Source organism: Novosphingobium sediminis, assembly GCF_007991615.1.
GTDB classification, from domain to species: Bacteria; Pseudomonadota; Alphaproteobacteria; order Sphingomonadales; family Sphingomonadaceae; genus Novosphingobium; species Novosphingobium sediminis.
This window is the reverse complement of record NZ_BJYR01000003.1, coordinates 16,778-36,697: the sequence shown is the minus strand read 5'-3', so window position 1 is coordinate 36,697 and position 19,920 is coordinate 16,778. Positions and strand designations below refer to the sequence as shown.

Below are 19,920 nucleotides of genomic sequence, written 5' to 3'. Positions count from 1 at the left end.
GATGAGGGGTGAGATAGAATAATGGCGGCCGAAGAGCAGCAATTCGAACAGTTCGCCGGCCATCCCAAGGGGGTCTACTACCTCGCCTTCACCGAAATGTGGGAACGCTTCTCGTTCTACGGGATGTCGGCGCTGCTCACGCTCTACATGGTGAAGGAACTGCTGCCCCTCCATGGAGACAAGGTCATCGGACTGGCCGCGCTGCGCCATGGCCTCAGCTTCAACGGCGCGATGAGCGACGTGGCTTTCGCCTCGATCATCTATGGCTGGTATGCGGGCCTCGTCTACTTCACCCCGATCATCGGCGGCTGGGTGGCAGACCGCCTGCTCGGCCCCAAGCGCACCGTTCTGATCGGCGTCTTGCTGATGGCTGCCGGGCACGCGGCGATGTCGTTCTACGAAAGCTTCGTGCTGGCGCTCGCGCTGCTCATCATGGGTTCGGGTTTCCTCAAGGGGAATATCTCGGCGCAGGTCGGCACGCTGTACCCGCGCGAGGATGAATCGCGCCGTTCGCAGGGCTACACGATCTTCGCGACGGGCATCAACATCGGCGCCGCGAGCGGCCCGGTGACGACCGGCCTCGTGGCGGCGATCTGGGGCTTCCATGCCGGGTTCGCCGTGGCGGCGGTGCTGATGCTGGTGGCCATGGTCGGATACATCATGGGCCAGCGCCATCTGCCCGATTTCAAGCCGGTGAGTGCCGAGCGCACGAAAGCGCCGCCGCTCACGCCGGCCGAGCGCCGCCGTGTGGCGGTGCTGATCTTCGTCATCGCGCTGACTTTCCCGGCCGAGATCACCTATCCGATGGTCTGGAGCATCGGCATCCTCTGGGTCGATCAGTGGGTCAACCTCGCCACCCCGCTTGGCACCGTGCCATCAAGCTGGTTTGCGGGCATGGATTCGTTCGGATCGATCCTTGCCGCGCCGATCCTTGTCGCGCTGTGGAGCTGGCAGGCAAAGCGCGGGCAGGAACCGGCTAACGTGACCAAGCAGGGCATCGGCACGGCCATCGTCTCGTTCGCAGCTCTGCTGTTCGCGTTCTCCAACCTTGGCGTGACAGAGCCGCACGGCGTCGGCGCGTTCTGGGCCGTCGCAGGCTGGCTCATCATGGGGCTGGGCTGGATGTACTACTGGCCGACCACCATGGCGATCGTCAGCAAGGCAGCGCCGCCGCGCGTCGCCTCGACCCTTATGGGCGTTGCGTTCCTCTCTCCGTTCGCCGCGCACGTCACCGCGGGTTGGGTCGGCAGCTACTTCGACACGATGAGCCCATCGGCATTCTGGACCATGGATGCCGCCATTGGCGTAGTTGGTGCGGCCGTAATCCTGCTGCTGCGCAAACCGTTGATCCGCGAGCTTGACGGCGCGCCTGAGCCTGCGCGCTGATGCCAGGTGCCGGGTTGGACGAAGCCGAATGGCAGGCGCGGGTAGACCTTGCCGCCGCGCACCGGCTGGCGGTCCATTTCGGTTACCACGAGGGGATCGATAACCACTTCACGCTGCTGGTGCCGGGCCATGCGGACCGCTTCCTGCTTGCCCCGTTCGGCCTGCACTGGTCGGAAATCCGTGCCTCGGATTTCCTTGTGGTGGATTTCGCAGGCAACAAGCTGGCAGGCACGGGACCGGTCGAGGACACCGCGTTCCACATTCATGCTCCGCTCCACGCCGCCCGGCCCGATGTGCGCTGCGTGATGCACACGCATATGCCCTATGCCACGGCGCTCTCGATGCTGGAGGAGCCCGAACTCCTGATGGCAAGCCAGAATGCCATCGGTTTTTCAGGGCTCGTCGCGCTGTGTGCATATGAAGGGTTCGCGCTGGACAGCGGTGAGGGGCGGCGGATGGCTGCTGCTCTGGGCGGCAAGGCCGTGCTGCTGCTGCGCAATCATGGTGTGGTGACAACGGGCAAGAGCGTCGCGGAGGCATTCAACACGCTCTACTTCTTCGAGCGTGCAGCGATGACGCAGATCCTCGCGCAATCGAGCGGAGGGAAGATCCGGTTGGTTGACGAACCGGCGCTGGGCCGAACGGTCGAGCAGTATACCACCTCCGCGCAGGTCGAAGGGCTGGACCGGATAGAACTGCATTTCGCGGCGCTGAAGCGGATGCTCGACAGGCAGGGCTCTGACTATGCGGAGTGAAGCCGGATCGCTTCGCACCACCGCGCCGCTGCTGCTGGTCGGCCTCATGGCAACCAGCCTGTTCATCAACTACATCGACCGCGGCAACCTCGCGACGGGCGCGACACAGATCCGCACGGACCTGCACCTCAGCGCCACGGCCTACGGCGCGCTCGCGGCGGGGTTCTACTTTGCCTATGCGTTCTGCCAGCTGCCGGCAGGCGCGCTATCTGATCGGCTGGGCGGCAAGCTGGTGCTGGCGATCGGCGCCACGCTTTGGTCGGTTTCCACGCTGCTGACGGGGTTCGTGCAGGGCTTTGCCGGGCTATTCGTGCTGCGCCTGATGCTGGGGATGGGTGAGAGCGTTGCCTTCACCACCACGTCCAAGATCATCGCCAGCAATGTGCCGCGCGCGCAGATGGGGCTGGCCAACGGGCTGATCGGCTTCGGCTATCTGGTCGGACCAGCGGCAGGGACGCTGATCGGCGGCATGCTGATGGCGCGCTGGGGCTGGCGGCCAACCTTCATACTGTTTGGAGCGCTGTCGCTGCTGTGGCTGCTGCCCTGGAGCCGAGTGCGGATCCAGGAGACAACGCAAGCGCAGGACGGGGCAGGGCCGGTTGTGACCATGCGCCAGATCCTTTCCCGCCGGGCGCTGTGGGGGGCTTCGCTGGGGCACTTTGCAGGCAACTGGAACTGGTATTTCATCCTCGGCTACCTGCCGATGTACCTCGAAATGCAGCGCGGCTTTTCCAAGGAGCAGATGGCCGAGGTTGTCGCCAGCGCCTACCTCGTCAACGCGCTGGCGGCGCTGGCGGCGGGTTGGGCGTTCGACAAGCTGATCCAGCGCGGCTGGTCGCCTTCATTGACGCTCAAGGCTCCGCTGGCGCTGGCGCATCTGGCAGGGCTGGGCTGCATGCTGGCGATGCCGTTCATGCCGATCGGGACCTGCATCGCGCTGCTGTTCGTGTACGAGATCTTTCTCGGGTTCTCCTCTCCCGCGTACTTCATGATCCCGCAGATCATGGCCGGACCGGGCGCAGCCGCGCGCTGGGTGGGGGTGCAGAACATGATGGGCAATATGCCGGGCATCATCGGCGTGTTTTTTGCGGGCGTGTTGATCGACGCCGGGGGCGGTTCCTATGGCACGGCGTTCCTGCTGGCCGGGCTGGTCAACGTGCTGGGTCTGGTCGGCTGGCTGGTGATCCTGCCGCGCGTCGCGCCGGTGGATTGGGAAGCGGCCTAGCGCCCCTTCCACTCCGGCGCACGGCCTTCGGCGAAGGCGCGGGGGCCTTCGAGGGCATCCTCCGATTTCAGCATTGCCTGATACGATGGGATCGCGCCGCTGCGCATGTGCTTGTAGCCGGCTTCGACACCCTGCGCCTCGGTCTCGCGGAGGATATCGCGCGCCGCGGTAATGGCGAGGGGTGCGGATTTCGCGATGGTCGCAGCCAGTTCCAGCGCGGTTTCGAGCAGAGCTTCCCCCGGCACCACCCGGTTGACGAGGTTCAGTGCCAGCGCCTCGGCCGCATCCATGCGCCGCCCGGTAAGGATCATTTCGCGGGCAAGCCGGGCAGGGATGGCCTTGGGCAGGCGCAGCAGGCCCCCGGAATCGGGAAGCATCCCCAGTTGCGCTTCGGGCAGCCAGAACTTTGCCGTTTCGCTGGCGACAATGAGGTCCGCCGCAAGCGCCAGTTCGAACCCGCCGCCGACTGCGAGGCCATTGACCGCGGCGATCACCGGCTTGGTCAGGCTGAAGTATTCGGTGAGGCCGGCAAACCCGCCCGGGCCATGATCGGCATCGACGGCTTCGCCATCGTTGGCGGCGCCCAGATCCCACCCGGCGGAAAAGAAGCGGCCCGTGCCGGTAATGACGCCAACGCGCAGAGCAGGGTCGTCGTTCAGTGCCTTGAAGGCGGCGTAGAGTTCTAGGCTGGTGGCCACGTCGATGGCATTGGCCTTGGGCCGGTCGAGCGTGATGAGGAGAATACCATCACGGTTTTCGAGCTTCACGGCGGTCATGCTTGCGGTTCCCTGATGCGGATGAGGGCGTCTACCGCCACGGCCCCGGTGGTGAGCGCAAGGAGCGGATTGACGTCCATTTCTTCGAGCCGATCAGCGTGGGCCATGGCCCATCCGGCGATCACGGCGATGGCGTTCACCAGCGCGGACATGTCGCAGCCGGGCTTGCCGCGATAGCCTGTCAGCACCTTGTGGAGCGGGAGGCGGGCTAGCGCGGCCTCGATATCGGCGTGGCTGGCCGGCAGCAGGATTTGTTCGGTCTGGCGCAGCAACTCGACGAAAATGCCGCCCGCGCCGAGGGTGAGGAACAACCCGAACTGCGGATCACGTCCGACGCCGACGATCAGTTCTGCCACCGCGCCGCCAACCATTTCCTCGATCAGGAACGTGTCGGAGAGGCGGCTCATTCCCTTGGCGGCGGCAAGCAGGGCATCGCGGCCGGATAGGTTGAGGGCAACGCCGCCAACCTCGGTCTTGTGTGCAAGATCGGCGCCTACTGCCTTGAGTACCAATGGGAATGGTGCGGGAAGCTGAGTTGCCGGGTCTTCCAGTTCGGCAAGGGTCAGCACTTTGCCGCGCGCGATGGGAACGCCTGCTGCGGCGAGCACCGCCTTGCTGCGAACTTCATCCCAGCTTGCAGGTTCACCGTGGATCGTCCCGGGCAATTCGGGCAGAGGATCTGGCGCAGGGTTCGCCCACGCTTCGCCGATGCTGGCGGCAGCGGCGATGGCGCGTAAGGCTTCGGGAAGTCCGGCGGCGGGAAGGATGCCTTCGGCGAGCAGCGCGGCTGCAACGGTTTCCGGCATCGTTTCGCTCAGAGAGCTGACGACGATGCGGACCGTGCCGGGAGCCGCAGGTGCGCGGCATGCCGCGCGGTAGGCGGCGAGCGTTACATCCCAGTCGGCAGCGCTGCAGCGGTCGGTACGCGGGAAATCGAGGATCAGCAGCGAGGCTTCGAAGTCCGCGCCGAGCATGGCGCTGAAGCACGCGGTGGTCGCGGCGAGATCGCCCCAAATGTATGTGTGGTAGTCCAGCGGGTTGGCGACATGGACGCGGGGGCCGAGGACTTCTTCGAGCGTGGCCTGCGTCGCAGCCGGGAAGTCCGGCGTTTCGAGGCCGGCGGCTTCGGCAAGATCGGCGGTGAGCGAGGCTTCGCCGCCTGAGCAGCTTGCACTGGTGATCCGCCGCCCGCGCAAGGGGCCTGCAACGTGCAGCAGCTTCAGCGTTTCGAGGAACGTGGCCGGATCATGCGCGCGGGCGACGCCGTAGCGCGCGAACAGCGCATTGGTCAGCGCATCGGCTCCCGCGAGCGAACTGGTGTGCGACATCGTGAGCGCTGCGCCCTTGGCCGAAGCGCCCGTCTTGAGTGCAACCAGCGGAATGCCAGCCTTGCGCGCGGCGAGGCAGGCTTCGGAGAACCGCGCAACCGAACCAAGACCTTCGAGATGCAGGCCGATGGCGCTAACCCGTTCATCGGCGATCAGCGCTTCGATCAGGTCTGCCGGCGTGACGTCAGCACAGTTGCCGACCGATATGACATAGCCAATGGGCAGGCCGCGCGTCTGCATCGTGAGGTTGAGCGCAAGGTTGCCGCTCTGGCTGACGATGGCGACGCCACGCTGGCCATGGGGGCCATGCTCTATGGGCAGGCAGCCGTGCTGGTCTGGCCACAGCGCCACCCGGTCGAACAGGTTGAGCATGCCGTAGCAATTTGGGCCGATCAGCGGGACGCCCTGTGCGGCCTCCAGCAATGCGGCTTGCCGTTCGCGGCCTTCCTCGCCGCTTTCGGCAAAGTCGGCAGCGTAGCAAATCGCGCCGCCGGTGCCTTGCAGTTCAGCTGCAAGTGCGATGGTCGCAGGTGCGGGAGCCGCGACGAACACTGCATCGGGCGCTTCTGGCAGTGAGGCCATATCCGGAAAGCAGGGCAGGCCCGCCATTTCCGAGCGCTTCGGGTTTACCGGCCAGATCGGTCCGGCAAAGCCCAACGCCCGGCACTGGCGCACGGCTTCTTCTGCCGCCTTGCCGCCGACCAATGCCAGACTGCGCGGGCGCAGCAAGCGTGTGAGGCGATCCGAAGTCATGCCTCCAGCGGACGCAGCAGTGCGCGGCTGATGATGTGGCGCTGGATCTCGCTGGTGCCGTCCCAGATGCGCTCGACGCGCGCATCGCGCCAGAAGCGTTCGATGGGGAGTTCGTCCATCAGGCCCATGCCGCCAAAGATCTGGAGCGCATTGTCCGTCACGCGGGCAAGCGCTTCGGAGGCGAAGAGCTTTGCCATCGCGGCATCAGTATCGGTCATCGTGCCCTGATCGTCCTTCCACGCCGCGCGGAAGGTGAGGAGTTCGGCCGCTTCGAGTTCGGTCTTCATGTCCGCGAGCTTGAAGCCGGTGCCCTGGAATTTGCCGATGGCCTGCCCGAACTGCTTGCGGGTTGCGGCCCACTGCGTCGCCATTTCGAGCACACGCTGGCCGCGCCCGACCGAGGTGGTGGCGACTTGCAGGCGGGTCGAGCCGAGCCACTGGCCCATCAGTTCGAAGCCCTTGTCGAGCTCGCCCAGCAGGGCGGAGGCAGGTACGCGGCAGTCTTCGAAGATCAGTTCGCACTGGTGATAGCCGCGATGCGAGACGCACTTCGGCCCGCGACGGCGGGTGAGGCCGGGGGTGTCGAAATCGACAAGGAAGCAGCTGATGGTCTTCTTCCCGCCCGCTTCGCCAGTCGCGGCGCAGAGGATCACGAAATCGGCGACATCGGCGTGGCTGATGAAGTGCTTGGAGCCGTTGATCACGAAGTCATCGCCATCGCGGCGCGCAAAGGTGCGCATCGAGCGGACGTCGGACCCTGCATCGGGCTCGGTCATGGCGAGGCAATCGTGGCGTTCGCCCCGGATCGTGGGGAGAAGGTATTCCTCGATCTGGCTGCCGGTGCAGCCGCGCAGGATGTTGCTGGGGCGCGCGATCATCATCTGCAGTCCGTAGCTGGCGCGGCCGAGCTCGCGCTCCATGAGCGTTGTATCGAATGTGCCGAGGCCGCCGCCACCAAGTTCGGCGGGCATATTGACCGCGTAGAGGCCAAGTTCCTTCGACTTGCGCCGGATCTCGTCAGCGAGGTCTGCGGGCACGTTGTCGGTGTCCTCGACCAGCTTCTCGTGCGGATAGAGTTCGGTCTCGACAAAGCGGCGGACCGTATCGACCAGCATCTGCTGTTCGGAGGAAAGTTCGAAATGCATCACTTCTTGTCCCGTCTGATTCCGATGGAGCGGCCGACCTGGCTCGGGCGTTCGAGGCCCGCGTGGGCGGCGAGAACGGCGTGTACCCGCGCGTGCAGCTCGGGCGGCATGGGGGTGGAGCGGCCTGCGTTCATGTCCACATGCACTAGCATCTGCTCGCCGGTCGCCAGCAGTTCGCCGGTTTTGCCGTGGTGCATGGTGTGGAAGATGTGGAGGCGCTTGTCGTCCGCATCGATCAGCTGGATCGCGAGATCGAGCGGATCGCCGAGATGCGCTTCGGCGAGGTTGAAGATCATCGTCTGCACGGTGAACAGCGAATGTCCGCCCGCGCGGTAAGCCTCGTCGATGCCGATCTTGCGAAAAAAGGCGTCCGACTGATCGCCGAAGACGAGGAGATAGCAGCTCTCGCTCATGTGCCCGTTGTAATCGACCCACTCGCGCGGGACGGTGGGGCGGATGAGGCGTAGCGGGGCAGGGATCGCCTCGCCCGGCTGGAACGGATCGGCGGCGATGCCTTCCAGCGGCGTGGTGAGGCCGTGGGGTTCATTGTCCGGCATGGCTTGGCTCCTTCCTGTTCCAGGCGCAGAGGCCGAGTGTGCTGCCCTTGGGCATTGCTGCTGGTGCGATGATGCCGGAGACAAGCTGCGATTTGCCGCCGCGGCACACCAGTGTCTCCCCGCCGCGGCCTGAAACATCGAGCAGAACCTGATCCCAGTGCCGGTATTGCACGTCGTGCCCCTCGCCGGGGTAGCGGCGGAAAGTGACCTTGCCGGCGACTTTCGCGGCCCAGTATTCGCCTTGCGCGGGCGGAACGAGCTTGTCCGCCTCGCCATACGTGAAGAACGCGGGGGCGGGGAAGCGAGTGACAGCGGCGGGCGCATTGCAGAAGCTGCGATATTCGCGGGCCACAGCACGGGCATCGCCGTGCTGGCCGGCGATGAAGTAGGCATGCGCGCCTTCGTCTGCTGCGCGGTCGGCAAAGCCGGGGACATGCGCGGCGACACCGTCTGCCGGCATGGCCCAGAACTCGCGCGGGGCGCCAACCTGCTTGGCCAGCATGGCTTCAAGCGCGGCAGGATCGGCCTTGCAAACCGGACTTTCCGCCGGGAGCGAGGCGATGGCCGCCAGCATGTGCCATGAGGTGATCCGCTCTGGCATGGCAGCGGCGATGTGGCCCGCATAGGCGCCGCCCCCGGAGATGGCGACGAGGGCGAACCGGTCGATCTTGAGGTGGCCGAGGACCTGCCTGACTTCGCCGACATAGTCTGCGAAAGTCCAGTTCGGATCATAGGCGGTATCGCCAAGGCCGTTGCGTTCGACCGATATGATCCGGACATGCAACCGGCGCCGCAGGGTATCGAGGAAAGCTACAAGTTCGGGCGCGCGGGCGCTTGTTCCCACCCCGCCAATGAACAGCATCGGGCGCCAGCCCGCCTCGCCGGTATCGGTGTAGTGGAGCGTGCGGCCTTCGCCGCTGACGAGGCTTTGCACCGGGGTGCCGATGGGATCGAAGCGGTCCGGGAAGGCGTTGGGTTTTGCCATGGCCGGCACGGCAAACAAGGCCAGCGCCAGCGCTGCGAGCCGCATGATCACCGCACAGGCTCCGTTTCGAGATTGCGGTCGAGAGCGGGGATCTGCGCCAGTTCCCGCGCAAGGTCGAGATTGCGGCAGAGCAGCAAGTAGACCGCCGCCGAAACCGGCAAACCGATAAGCATCGAGATGTCAGCGCCGCCAAGGCTCTGCGCGACCGGGCCGACGTAGAGCTCGGTCTTGAAGAAGGGGATCATCGCGGTGAAGCCCACGGCGTAGGCGGTGAGCCCGCGCCAGTTCCAGCGGCCGTAGATGCCGTCCGCTATGAACATCGCGCGGATCGAATAGTGGCCTTTGCGCACGAAGAAGAAGTCCGCGAGGTTGATCGCGGTCCACGGCGTGAACAGGTAGACGAGCACGCCGAGGAAGGCTTCGAACTGGTGAAGCACGTTGCCGCCCATGCCGAGCGAGAGCGACAGCGAGGCGATCAGGCAGACGATGAGCGATACGAGGCGAGAGGATGCGCCAAGCTGGATCGGGCGCACGCTGTCAATCACGCTGAGCAGGGTGAGCGAGGAACCGTAGAGGTTGAGCGAGGTGATCGTGATCAGCCCGAAGAAGCTGCTCACCAGCATGAGCCAACCGAAGCCGCCGAACATGGCATCCGCGCTGCGGCGGAGGGCGACGACGATATCGGGATCGGTGAACGTTGCGCCCGCAAAGGCGCCGACCAGCATCATCCATGTGCCGCCGATGAATGCGCCGCAGAAGGTCCACAGGAAGGCCGAACGGATGCCGACCTCGCGCGGGAGATAGCGCGAGTAGTCCGAGACGTAGATCGACCAGCTGAGTTGATATCCGGCAGCGGCGAAGAACTGGACGAGGAATAGCGTGAGCTTGAACTCGCCAGGTTTCAGCAGCGCGCCAAGATCGAACGCGGTGAAGAAGCCCACCGTATAGACCGCCAGCGCTGCCAGCATGATATAGGCGAGCACACGCTGGGTGGCGTGGATGATGTCGTACCCGATCCCCGCAACCAGCGCGGCGACGAGGCCGAAACCGATGATCGCTGGCGCCTCTGGCAGGCCGACAAGTTCGTGCAGAGTGCTGGCGGCGAGCGACTGGTTGAGCGCGTTGAAGCCGATGTAGGTGAACAGCGCCACGATCCACACGAGCAGCGCGCCGATGTAGCCGAACTGCGGGCGCGACTGGATCATCTGCGGCAGGCCGAGGTGCGGCCCCTGTGTGCAATGGAGCGCCATCAGCACGGTGCCGAACGCGCAGCCGCCGATCACTGCAAGGCTCGACCAGAACAGGTCCAGCCCGCCGACCACGCTGATCGCGCCTGTCGCAAGCGTGGCAAGATGGGCGTCACCCATGAACCACACCGGCCAGAGATGATGCACCTTGCCGCGCCGTTCGGCGAGGGGGACGTAATCGATCGAGCGCGTCTCAACCAAGGCCATGCGGTATGCGATCCCCCCCTAAGCTTGGCCTCAGCCCGGCATCCTGATCTGCCGGCCCATGCCTTCGGGCGGCGCAAGCGATGCTTGCGCCGTGACGAGTGCCTGAGCGGCCTGCTGCATGGCGTCGGGCGCGGGGACCGACTTTTCCGCAGCGGCGTTGACGTGAACCAGCATATGCTCGGCGGTGGCGATCACCACGGCTTCGGGGCCGCGGACCATCTCGTGGAACACGTGCAGCCGCTTCGCATCGGCAGCGACAACGCGCGTGCGCACTTCCACGCTGTCGCCCAGTCGGGCCTGGCCAAGGTGGCGGATATGGGTTTCGACCGTATACCACGAATGGCCCGCCGCGACGTAGTCCGCGCCCGCGCCGATGGCGCCGAGGACAACGTCGGTCGCATCGCCGAAGAGCTTCAGATAGCAGTATTCGGTTAGGTGCTCGTTGTAGTCGATCCACTCGGGCTGGACCGGGGTGGCGATGGTGAGCATGCGCCCGTCATCACGGATCGAGCCGATGGCGGGTGCTGCGCTCTTGCCCGCGTCTGTGAGCCGCGCCCGGTGAGCGCGGGCGATCTGGCCCGAGGCGAAGTCGTTGCGTTCGAGCGCGTGGGTGAGGTCGACGAGGCAATCGTCACGCAGCTTTTCGTAGGTGCGCAGGTCGATGCCGCCGGCCTGCTCGTCGGACTGGCGGGCGATGGTCTCGATCAGTTCGTCGGTCAGCTTGGGGCCGATGAGCTTGGTCCACGGCCATTCCATGGAGGGGCCGAACTGGTGGAGGAAATGGCGCATGCCTTCCTCGCCGCCCGCGAGCCGGTAGACGAGGAACGTGCCCATGAACGACCAGCGCATGCCCGCGCCGAAACGGACCGCGTCGTCGATTTCGGAGGCCGTAGCGATGCCGTCGTTGATCAGCCACAGCGCCTCGCGCCACACGGCTTCGAGCAGGCGGTCTGCGATGAAACCGTCGATTTCCTTGCGGACGTGGAGCACCTTCATGCCGATCTGCGTGTAGACGGCAGCGGCGATGTCCTTCGTTTCCTGGCTGGTTTGGTCGCCGCCGCAGATTTCGACGAGCGGCAGAAGGTAGACCGGATTGAACGGGTGGCCGACCACTAGCCGATCAGGCCGCGCCATGCCGGATTGGAGCTTGGTGGGAAGGAGGCCCGAGGTCGATGAACCGATCACCGCATGGGCGGGCATCGCAGCGTCCATTTCGGCAAGCAGACGAATCTTGAGATCTTCGCGTTCGGGCAGGCTTTCCTGAATGAAATCAGCGTCTCGCACTGCGTCCTGAAGATTGGCCGCGAAGGTGATGCTGCCTTCTGCTGGCAGCGCATTGCCGAACAGGCGGCTCAGCGCGCGGCGGGCATTGGCGATGACGGCGGCAGTCTTGCGCTCGATTTCGGGGTCGGGATCGTAGATCGAAACGTCGATCCCGTTGAGCACGAAGCGGGCGGCCCAACCGGCGCCGATCACGCCGCCGCCAACGATGCCGACTTTCCGGATGTTTGAACCAGCCTCGGATGTCATTTTTCAAATCTCCACTGAGGCTTCGCGAGAAATCCCAGTCAAATTCCCCAAAGTCCGCTCATGCTGAGCTTGTCGAAGCATCTCATCCAACCGCCGCGCCAGGACCCTTCGACAAGCTCAGGGTGAGCGGAGTGGGGAGGGATGCCGGAGCCATGCGTTTCAGCGCTTCTGCAGTTTGAGCTTGGTGCGTACTTCGGCGGGGGTGAGGATGCGTGCGCCCATGCCGGTTAGGATCTGCACCGCTCGCTCGGTAAGTTGGCCGTTGGTGGCGAGTTGGCCGCGTCCGATATAGAGGTTGTCCTCCAGCCCGACGCGCACGTTGCCGCCCGCGAGCGCTGCCATCGCGACGAACGGCAGCTGGTTTCGGCCAATCGAGAAGCCGCTGAAAACAGCGCCCGGCGGCAGCTGGTGAACCATCGCCATCGTCGTCAGCGGATCGTCCGGTGCACCATAGGGGATGCCCATGCACAGCTGGATCATGACGGGATCATCGAGCAGCCCGTCGCGGATCATCTCCTTCACGAACACGAGGTGGCCGGTATCGAACACTTCGAGTTCCGGTCGCACGCCAAGGCGCTGCACTTCGGCGGCCATCGTGCGGAGCATGCCGGGCGTGTTGGTCATCACGTAATCGGCTTCGGCGAAGTTCATCGTGCCGCAATCGAGCGTGCAAATCTCGGGCAGCAGTTCCTGCACATGGAGCAGGCGCTCCATCGGGCCAACCATGTCGGTGCCGGCGGGGTCGAGCGGGAAGGGGTTCTCGCCCGGGCCGAACACGATATCGCCGCCCATGCCGGCGGTGAGATTGATGACAACGTCGGTGTCACTCGCGCGGATGCGTTCGACCACTTCGCGGTAAAGCGCCACGTCGCGGCTGCCCTTGCCCGTTTCCGGATCGCGGACGTGGATGTGCGCGATGGCCGCGCCGGCCTTGGCAGCCTCGATCGCTGCATCGGCGATCTGCACAGGGGTGACGGGCAGGCCCGGATGCTTGTCGGCGGTGTTGCCCGAGCCGGTGACGGCGCAGGTGATGAACGTCTCGAAATTCATGGGGCTCCCTCTCGGCCTTTGGGGACGAGCTTAATTGTGCCGCGCCGGATTGGAATGGCGAATTGGGCCGATCGTGAAAAACGGCGTGGACTTCAGAATTCCTAATGGCCTGCCCTAGGGCTGCTCATACCTTGAGTATGCGGGCCATCGCTCCCAGCAGATCGCGAGTGAAGGCCTTGGCCGTGGTCGCTTCGGCAATCGCGTTGAAAGCGTGGATCGCCCCCGGATAGGAGTGGAGTTCCACCGGCACACCCGCCTTCACGAGGCGCAAGGCGTAATCCATGTCCTCGTCGAGGAACAGGTCAAGGCTGCCGGTGCCGATCCATGTCGGCGGCAGGCCCGAGACATCTTCGGCAAGTGCGGGAGAAAACCAGCCCTTGCGATCATCATCGGCGGCATAATCGCCCTTGAGGCATTCCCAGCCGAACTGGTTGTGGAGGCGCGTCCACACGAACTCGCCGGTGATCGGGTTGCCATAGGGGCAATCGTGGCTACCAGTGCGGTGATCGAGCATCGGATAGGTAAGGAACTGCGCGGCAAGCGCGGGGCCACCGAGATCGCGCGCCATCAGCGCCGTCGCTGCGGCCAGCCCGCCGCCCGCACTCTCTCCGGTGATGCCGATGCGTGCGGCATCAACCCCCAGCGCGTCGGCATTGGCGGCGAGCCACTTGAGAGCGGCGTAGCAATCGTTCTGCGGTGCGGGGAAGGGATGATCGGGTGCGAGCCGGTATTCGACCGAGGCGACCGGAATGCCCAGTGCCGCCGCCATGCCCGAAGGCGCCTGCTGCATCGAGCGCGCAGAACCGATGACCATCCCGCCGCCGTGAATGTGGAGCAGCGCGGCGCGGCCTGACGTGCCCGGTGCAGGATCGTACCAATAGACTTCGAGCGGCCCGCCTTCGCCCTCGATCACCTTGATTTCGGGTGCGATCGGCGGCGCGCCGACAAAGGCGAAGCGGTTTTCCGATTCCGTGCGGATCGCGGGCAAGCTCTCACGCGTGAAGGCATTGTTGGGGAGCAGGTCGATCAGCGGCAGGAAATCGGGATCGACGAGATGGCGCGTATTCATCAGGGGCATCCTCTTTTGCTCTTGCTGCCATTCATTGCGGTCTGGATGTCGCTCGGCAAGGGGCTTTGTTGTGCGCGCGTTTCGCACCGCGAGCACAGTGGCTAGCGGCGGTTGTGTTTGATGCTGCGGGGGAGCAGAACCGCACGCAACTGCCACGGGAGAGACCATGACGACCGTTCGCGAGGCGACCTTCGCCCTGCTCGAAGCCTATGGAATGACGACGGTGTTCGGCAACCCGGGCTCGACCGAACTGCCGATGTTCCGCGATTTTCCGGAGCATTTCCGCTATGTTCTGGGGCTTCAGGAGTCTGTGGTGCTGGCCATGGCGGACGGTTTTGCGCAGGCAAGCCGCAATGCCGCGCTGGTCAATCTGCACAGTTCGGCCGGGACCGGCCATGCGCTCGGCAACCTCTTCACGGCCTACAAGAACCAGACCCCGCTGGTGGTAACGGCTGGCCAGCAGGCGCGCTCGATCCTGCCTTATGAGCCGTTCCTGTTCGCGCAGCAGGCGACAGAGTTTCCGCAGCCTTTCGTGAAATGGGCGTGCGAGCCGGCACGGGCGCAGGATGTTCCCGCCGCCATTGCACGGGCCTATCACGTGGCAATGGAGCCGCCGTGGGGGCCGACCTTCGTTTCGGTGCCGATCGACGATTGGGATCAGGAATGCGATCCTGTGCCCGCAAGGCGCATGTTCGCCCGCAATCCCGGCGATCCGGCGGCGCTGGCGGAAGTGGCAGCAGCGCTGGCGAAGGCGGAGCGGCCCGTCATCGTGGTTGGTGCCGGGGTGGGCCGGGACGGCGCGTGGGGTCAGGTGATCGCGCTTGCCGAACGGCATCAGGCCGGCGTGTGGGTTGCGCCGCTCTCCTCGCAGTGCAGTTTTCCGGAGAACCATCCGCTGTTTCGCGGGTTCCTGACGGCAGGGCGCGAGGCGATTGTGGAGAGCCTTGCCGGGCACGACCTGATCCTCGTGCTCGGCGGGCCGATGTCGCTCTACCACGTCGAAGGGTTCGGCCCGCATGTGCCGGAGGGCGCGGACTTATGGTTCATCGGCGACAATCCGGTCCATGCCGCCTGGCTGCCTGAAGGTAACGCCGTTGTCGCGAACTGCCGTCTCGCGCTGGAGAAGCTGCTGGCCGATCCGGCGCGGTTGCGGCGCGATCCTCCGCCGCCGCTGACACCTCTGCCGCGTCTGGATGGCAGTGTAATGACCGATGCCTACTTGCTCCAGCAGATCGCCGCGCATCGCCCCAAGGGCTCGATCATCGTCGAAGAAGCCGCCTCCAGCCGGGGCGCAATGCACGACCGGCTGCCAATCGTCGAACGCGATACCTTCTACACGACGGCGAGCGGCGGGCTGGGATACGGTCTTCCCGCCGCCATCGGCACGGCACTGGCGCGCCCCAGCGACAAGGTCATCGCGCTGCTGGGCGACGGCGCCAGCATGTATGCGATCCAGGGCCTCCACGCCGCGGCGCAACTCGGGACGCCGGTCAGCTTCGTCATCATCCGCAACGGCCGTTACGAGGCGCTCCACAGCTTCGGTCGGCGCTTCGGCATCCAGAAGCTGCCGGGAACGCAGCTGCCCGATCTCGATTTCTGCGCGCTGGCGCAGGCACAGGGCGTGGTGGCACGGCGCGCGGAGACGGCGGCCGAACTCGACGAAGCGCTCAAGTGGTCGTTCGCAGCCAATGTCCCGAGCCTCGTGGAGGCCGTTGTCGACTAGGGGAGGGAGTGCCCATGCCAGATTCAAGCATCGTACCAAGCGGCGCGTTCATTCAGGTCTGCCATGTGGTGGACAACCTCGAGGCGGCCTGCGCGCGCTATAACAAGCTATTCGGCATGGGGCCGTTCATCGGCGGCGGAAACGGGGTGCTGGATAACCACGTCTATCGCGGCCAGCCCGCCGAGCCGATCCGCATCCGCGGCGTGTTCGTGCAAAGCGGTGACCTCAACATCGAACTGGTCGAGCTGGTCTCGACCGGGCCGAGCGCTTTCCACGACATGTACCCGAACGGGGAGCAGGGCATCCACCACATGGCGATGTTTTGCGAGGACTATGAAGGTACCCGCGACCGCTATGTTGCGGCGGGAATGCCGGTGGCGAGCGAGTTCATCGTCAGCTTCGGCGCGCAGATCTGCTATATCGATGCGCGGGCAACCATGGGCCACATGATCGAGCTTTACCCTGAAAGCGAGATCATCCGCGGCATGTATGCCCGCGCGCGCCATGAGTCCGAAAACTGGGACGGCAAGCAACTGATCATTCCCTGGTAGGGTCAGTCCTGCCAGCAGCCTTCCGCCAGAAAGCGCGCCATCCGCGCTTCGTCCGCGCTGACATCGAGGCCCTGCGCCGCCAGCCAATCGTCGCTGTAGAGCGTGGAGGCATAGCGCTCCCCGGAATCGCACAGGATCGATACGATAGCGCCGTCCTCACTGCGCCCGGCCATCTCGGCAGCGATGCGGGCGCAGGCGACGAGGTTGGTCCCGGTCGAGCCGCCAACGCGGCGCCCGAGATGGCGAGACAGCGCCCGCGCCGCGCCGATGGAAGCGCGGTCGGCTACCACTTCGGCGCGGTCGATCACGCTGGGGACGAACGAGGCCTCCACGCGCGGGCGGCCGATCCCTTCGATATGGCATGGCTCGCCAGTGCCAGCGCTTTGCGTGCGGTCGTACCAGTGGCGGTGGAAGGCCGATGAGGCAGGATCAGCCAGGCACAGTTGGGTGGGATGGCGATAGTAGCGCAGGAACCTGCCGATGGTTGCCGAAGTGCCGCCCGTTCCCGCACCGCAGACGATCCAGGTCGGCACCGGATGCGGCTCGCGGCGCATCTGCGTAAAAATGCTTTCGGCGATGTTGTTGTTACCGCGCCAGTCGGTCGCGCGTTCGGCAAAGGTGAACTGGTCGATGTGGTGCCCGCCGCACTGGGCAGCGATGCGTGCCGCTACGGCGTGGACGGTACCCGGATCCGCAACGCCGTGGCACGTGCCGCCCAGAGCTTCGATCGCGGCAATCTTCTCGCGCGCCGTGCGTTCGGGGATCACGGCCACAAAGGGCAGGCCAAGCATACGCGCGAAATAGGCTTCGGAGACAGCCGTGGAGCCCGAAGATGCCTCAACCACCGTCGTATCCGGCCCGATCCAGCCGCTGCACAGCGCGTGCAGGAACAGCGAGCGCGCTAGGCGGTGCTTGAGGCTGCCCGTCGGATGGCTGCTCTCGTCCTTGAGGTAGATCGCGATGCCCGGCAGCGCCGGGAGCGGCACCGGCAGCAGGTGCGTATCGGCCGAGCGGGCATAGTCCGCCTCGATCCGCCCAATGGCCCAGTGGACCCAGTCCTGCTCCTGCATTGCCGGCATCCCAGCCAATCTCCCTCGTGACCCGATGCGGGCCGTCCTCCGCTTAGGCGAGGGGAGAGGGCGGCTCAAGGCCGGTTGCGGCCTGCCATGCACTGCGCAGCGCTTCCGGATGGCCCGTGCCGAACACGTAGTGATCGGGCCGCACGAGGACGGCCTCCGCGCCATTCTTCTCCAGCCAGCCGCCGAGCTTGCGGGCAAAGGGCAAAAGCGCCTGCCCAGCCAGCGCATCGCGGGTGATGAGCAAGGCAACGTCGCCCAGCGCGTCGTCCAGCTTCGCTCCGCCCTCTGCAATGGCCTGCGGGAAGTAGCTGCCGGCGCCCGCGCTGCCGGTATGGATCGCCCCGGCAGAAATCGGCGGATAGTCGGGCGGCGTGGTCGGCAGCTTGCCCAGTGCGCGGCCGATGCGCATCTTGGTGTCGCGCACGAAGGCGCCCCAGCGGCTGGTTGTGCAAACCATGCGGCCCATCATGATGGCCATCGCGATCGTGGCGCGCAGGTTTGGTTCGCGCTCGGGCTGATAGGTGTCCAGCAGGTTTTCCGGCGCACCCTCGTGGATGACAGCCGCCAGTTTCCACGCAAGGTTTGCCGCATCGCGCAGGCCCGAGCACATGCCCTGCCCGGCAAATGGCGGCGTCTGATGCGCGGCATCGCCCGCCAGACAGACGCGGCCCTTGCGCCACTCGCGGGCGATGCGTGCGCGGAAGGTGTAGACTGCCTTGCGTTCGAGCCGAACAGCGCCTTCGACATTCCAGGGCTTCATCAGTTTTTCGATGAACGCGTCGTCGCTGACCTGCTCTGGCGTTTCGCCGGGGAGGATCATGAACTCCCAGCGGTGCCGCCCTTCGCCCATCAGCACGCAGGTCGTCGGCCGCTTCGGATCGCAGATCTGGAGATTGGCGGTAGGCAGGCGCGAGGGATCATCGACCAGCACGTCGACCACCAGCCACGGTTCTTCGAAATTGAGATCATCGAATGCGATGTCCACCGCCTTGCGCACCGGCGAACGGGCGCCGTCCGCTCCGATCAGCCAGCGCGTGCGGATCGTACGCTTGCCCTCGGGCGTCGCGATCTCGGCGGTGACGCCGTCGGCATCCTCGGCAAAGGCGCCGAGCTCCCAATTGCTGTGCAACGCGGCTTCGGGGCAGGCGACAAGGCTTGCCCGCAGGGCCAGCTCTACCGAAGGCTGGTGGATCATGTTGGCACCGGGCCAGCCGCCCGGGCCAATCCGGTCAGACCCTTCGAAGCACAGCAGCACTTCACCCTTGGCGTTCCGGAACTCATAACGTGAGGCGCGGCGGCAGGTGGCCATCACGGTATCCGCCGCCCCGGCCTCCTGCAGAATGCGCATGCCCTCATGATCGATGTGCGCCGCTCGGGGCAGGGGATAGATCTCCCCCTCCTTCTCCGCGACGATCACCTTCACCCCGCGTTTCGCCAGCAGCACCGCCAGCGTGACGCCGGTCGGCCCGCCGCCCGCGATCAGGACATCGCAATCGAACCCGTTCACGCCGCTCTCCTTCACAGCACGATCACCATGCCGTCTTCGCCCACAGTCAGTTCGCCGTGAAAGCGCTCCGCCATGCCTTCGGTGTACATGTGCCGGACGATGAAGCTGTCCGGCCATGGAATGAGGTGGGTGAGCACGAGATGCTTCACGCCCGCCTGCTGCGCCTGTTCCGCCAGCTTCCAGTTATCGGCATGATAGGGGATCGTGCGGGTCGCCACCTCGGCCTCGAAATTCATGCCGAGCGCGCGCATCTGCGGGATTGCTCGGCGGACCATGTGCGCCGCGTAGGATTCGTGGATGACGAGATCCGCGCCCTGCATCGCGGCGAAATTGACCGGGCTGACTTCGGTATCACCACTGATGAACACCTTCTTGCCCTTGTAGCGCAGGACGTACCCCAGCGCCGGGCGCACCGGATCGTGAGCGACCAGCGCAGCGTCGATGGTGACGCCGCCTTTCGTCGTAAACACGAACCGAAGCGCCGGGGCCTGGCGTTGCAATCTCGCGGCCATCGGCAAACGCAGCGACCCGCGTCGCGGCGAGGTGCGGCATGTTGGCGCTGCGGTACTGCTCGTCGAGCGCATAGGCTTCGGCAAGGCCGGCGAGGACGCGCTTCATGCCCACCGGACCTTCGATCACCAGTGGCACCTTGCGGCCCCAGATCCACGTCTGGTTTACCAGCGGGCCAAGATCATTGATGTGGTCCGAATGGAAGTGGGTGACGAAGACCCGCTCCAGTTGCCCCACCGGCACTTTCGATCCCAGCAGCGAGCGGACGGCGCCATCACCCGCATCGAACAGGAACATCCGCCCGCCGGCCGATACCAGCGTGCAGGCCTGCGCCCGCGCGCCGCTGACTTCAGGCGAGCCCGTTCCGCACAGGAGGACGCGGATGTGCTCCTTGTCGTCGATGAAGCTCGTGTCGGGTCTGGCTTGCAGCCGGGCGCGGATGGCCCGGTCGGCCAGCGCGTCGCGTTCCACCCAGAGGCCCGCCGCCACCGCGCCCAGCGCGATGGCGAGCGCCGCCGCAAGCCTGCCCCAGCGCAT

At 65.6% G+C, this 19,920-nt stretch carries 18 protein-coding genes; 5 read left to right on the top strand and 13 right to left on the bottom strand.

What is annotated here, in order from left to right; genetic code table 11:
- The first annotated feature begins 21 nt into the window (after positions 1–21).
- From NSE01_RS02510 to NSE01_RS02500, 3 genes are read left to right on the top strand one after another with little or no spacing between them, the layout of a single operon-like run.
- The gene (locus tag NSE01_RS02510; RefSeq protein ID WP_147158060.1) at positions 22–1,386 is read left to right on the top strand and encodes a peptide MFS transporter; all 1,365 of its coding nucleotides are present in this window, start codon (positions 22–24) and stop codon (positions 1,384–1,386) included.
- Entirely contained in the window at positions 1,386–2,141 is a 756-nt protein-coding gene (locus NSE01_RS02505; RefSeq protein ID WP_147158059.1) for an aldolase, read from the top strand. The genes NSE01_RS02510 and NSE01_RS02505 overlap by 1 nt, the downstream gene beginning before the upstream one ends.
- The gene (locus NSE01_RS02500) at positions 2,131–3,366 is read left to right on the top strand and encodes an MFS transporter (RefSeq protein ID WP_147158058.1); all 1,236 of its coding nucleotides are present in this window, start codon (positions 2,131–2,133) and stop codon (positions 3,364–3,366) included. Before NSE01_RS02505 ends, NSE01_RS02500 begins: the two co-directional genes overlap by 11 nt.
- Here the strand turns inward: NSE01_RS02500 and NSE01_RS02495 are convergent.
- The 9 genes from NSE01_RS02495 to NSE01_RS02455 all read right to left on the bottom strand — a co-directional run bounded on the left by NSE01_RS02495 (position 3,363) and on the right by NSE01_RS02455 (position 14,013).
- A complete protein-coding gene (locus tag NSE01_RS02495; protein WP_147158057.1) occupies positions 3,363–4,142 on the bottom strand; it encodes an enoyl-CoA hydratase-related protein in 780 nt (259 codons plus the stop codon). The two genes, NSE01_RS02500 and NSE01_RS02495, sit on opposite strands and share 4 nt — an antisense overlap.
- On the bottom strand, positions 4,139–6,223 hold the full coding sequence (locus tag NSE01_RS02490) for an acetate--CoA ligase family protein (protein ID WP_147158056.1): 2,085 nt from the start codon (positions 6,221–6,223) through the stop codon (positions 4,139–4,141). The genes NSE01_RS02495 and NSE01_RS02490 overlap by 4 nt, the downstream gene beginning before the upstream one ends.
- On the bottom strand, positions 6,220–7,368 hold the full coding sequence (locus tag NSE01_RS02485; RefSeq protein WP_147158055.1) for an acyl-CoA dehydrogenase family protein: 1,149 nt from the start codon (positions 7,366–7,368) through the stop codon (positions 6,220–6,222). The genes NSE01_RS02490 and NSE01_RS02485 overlap by 4 nt, the downstream gene beginning before the upstream one ends.
- Positions 7,368–7,925, bottom strand: a complete 558-nt coding sequence (locus NSE01_RS02480; RefSeq protein ID WP_147158054.1) for a thioesterase family protein — start codon at positions 7,923–7,925, stop codon at positions 7,368–7,370. The genes NSE01_RS02485 and NSE01_RS02480 overlap by 1 nt, the downstream gene beginning before the upstream one ends.
- Positions 7,912–8,955, bottom strand: a complete 1,044-nt coding sequence (locus NSE01_RS02475; RefSeq protein WP_371863196.1) for an alpha/beta fold hydrolase — start codon at positions 8,953–8,955, stop codon at positions 7,912–7,914. Before NSE01_RS02475 ends, NSE01_RS02480 begins: the two co-directional genes overlap by 14 nt.
- Before the next feature lie 2 nt (positions 8,956–8,957).
- Positions 8,958–10,364 (bottom strand): purine-cytosine permease family protein, encoded by a 1,407-nt coding sequence (locus tag NSE01_RS02470; RefSeq protein ID WP_147158052.1) that lies wholly within the window; start codon positions 10,362–10,364, stop codon positions 8,958–8,960.
- Positions 10,365–10,394: 30 nt separating this feature from the next.
- The gene (locus NSE01_RS02465; protein ID WP_147158051.1) at positions 10,395–11,894 is read right to left on the bottom strand and encodes a carnitine 3-dehydrogenase; all 1,500 of its coding nucleotides are present in this window, start codon (positions 11,892–11,894) and stop codon (positions 10,395–10,397) included.
- 159 nt (positions 11,895–12,053) lie between these two features.
- Entirely contained in the window at positions 12,054–12,944 is an 891-nt protein-coding gene (locus NSE01_RS02460) for a beta-keto acid cleavage family enzyme (protein ID WP_147158050.1), read from the bottom strand.
- Positions 12,945–13,068: 124 nt separating this feature from the next.
- The gene (locus NSE01_RS02455; RefSeq protein ID WP_147158049.1) at positions 13,069–14,013 is read right to left on the bottom strand and encodes an alpha/beta hydrolase; all 945 of its coding nucleotides are present in this window, start codon (positions 14,011–14,013) and stop codon (positions 13,069–13,071) included.
- A 166-nt stretch (positions 14,014–14,179) separates the two neighbouring features.
- Here NSE01_RS02455 and mdlC point away from each other — a divergent pair, with 166 nt between their 5' ends.
- Together mdlC and NSE01_RS02445 are read left to right on the top strand one after the other, a co-directional pair.
- Positions 14,180–15,736, top strand: a complete 1,557-nt coding sequence (gene mdlC / locus NSE01_RS02450; RefSeq protein ID WP_147158048.1) for a benzoylformate decarboxylase — start codon at positions 14,180–14,182, stop codon at positions 15,734–15,736.
- A 14-nt stretch (positions 15,737–15,750) separates the two neighbouring features.
- Positions 15,751–16,287, top strand: coding sequence for a VOC family protein (locus tag NSE01_RS02445; RefSeq protein ID WP_147158047.1), 537 nt, complete (start codon positions 15,751–15,753; stop codon positions 16,285–16,287).
- Between the two features lie 2 nt (positions 16,288–16,289).
- Here NSE01_RS02445 and NSE01_RS02440 read toward each other — a convergent pair whose 3' ends face one another.
- From NSE01_RS02440 to NSE01_RS21840, 4 genes are read right to left on the bottom strand one after another with little or no spacing between them, the layout of a single operon-like run.
- On the bottom strand, positions 16,290–17,366 hold the full coding sequence (locus NSE01_RS02440; protein ID WP_147158046.1) for a PLP-dependent cysteine synthase family protein: 1,077 nt from the start codon (positions 17,364–17,366) through the stop codon (positions 16,290–16,292).
- A gap of 43 nt (positions 17,367–17,409) precedes the next feature.
- A complete protein-coding gene (gene mhpA, locus NSE01_RS02435; protein ID WP_170233740.1) occupies positions 17,410–18,873 on the bottom strand; it encodes a bifunctional 3-(3-hydroxy-phenyl)propionate/3-hydroxycinnamic acid hydroxylase MhpA in 1,464 nt (487 codons plus the stop codon).
- An 11-nt stretch (positions 18,874–18,884) separates the two neighbouring features.
- Positions 18,885–19,286 (bottom strand): MBL fold metallo-hydrolase, encoded by a 402-nt coding sequence (locus NSE01_RS21845; protein ID WP_281289460.1) that lies wholly within the window; start codon positions 19,284–19,286, stop codon positions 18,885–18,887.
- A complete protein-coding gene (locus tag NSE01_RS21840) occupies positions 19,225–19,920 on the bottom strand; it encodes an MBL fold metallo-hydrolase (protein WP_147158043.1) in 696 nt (231 codons plus the stop codon). The genes NSE01_RS21845 and NSE01_RS21840 overlap by 62 nt, the downstream gene beginning before the upstream one ends.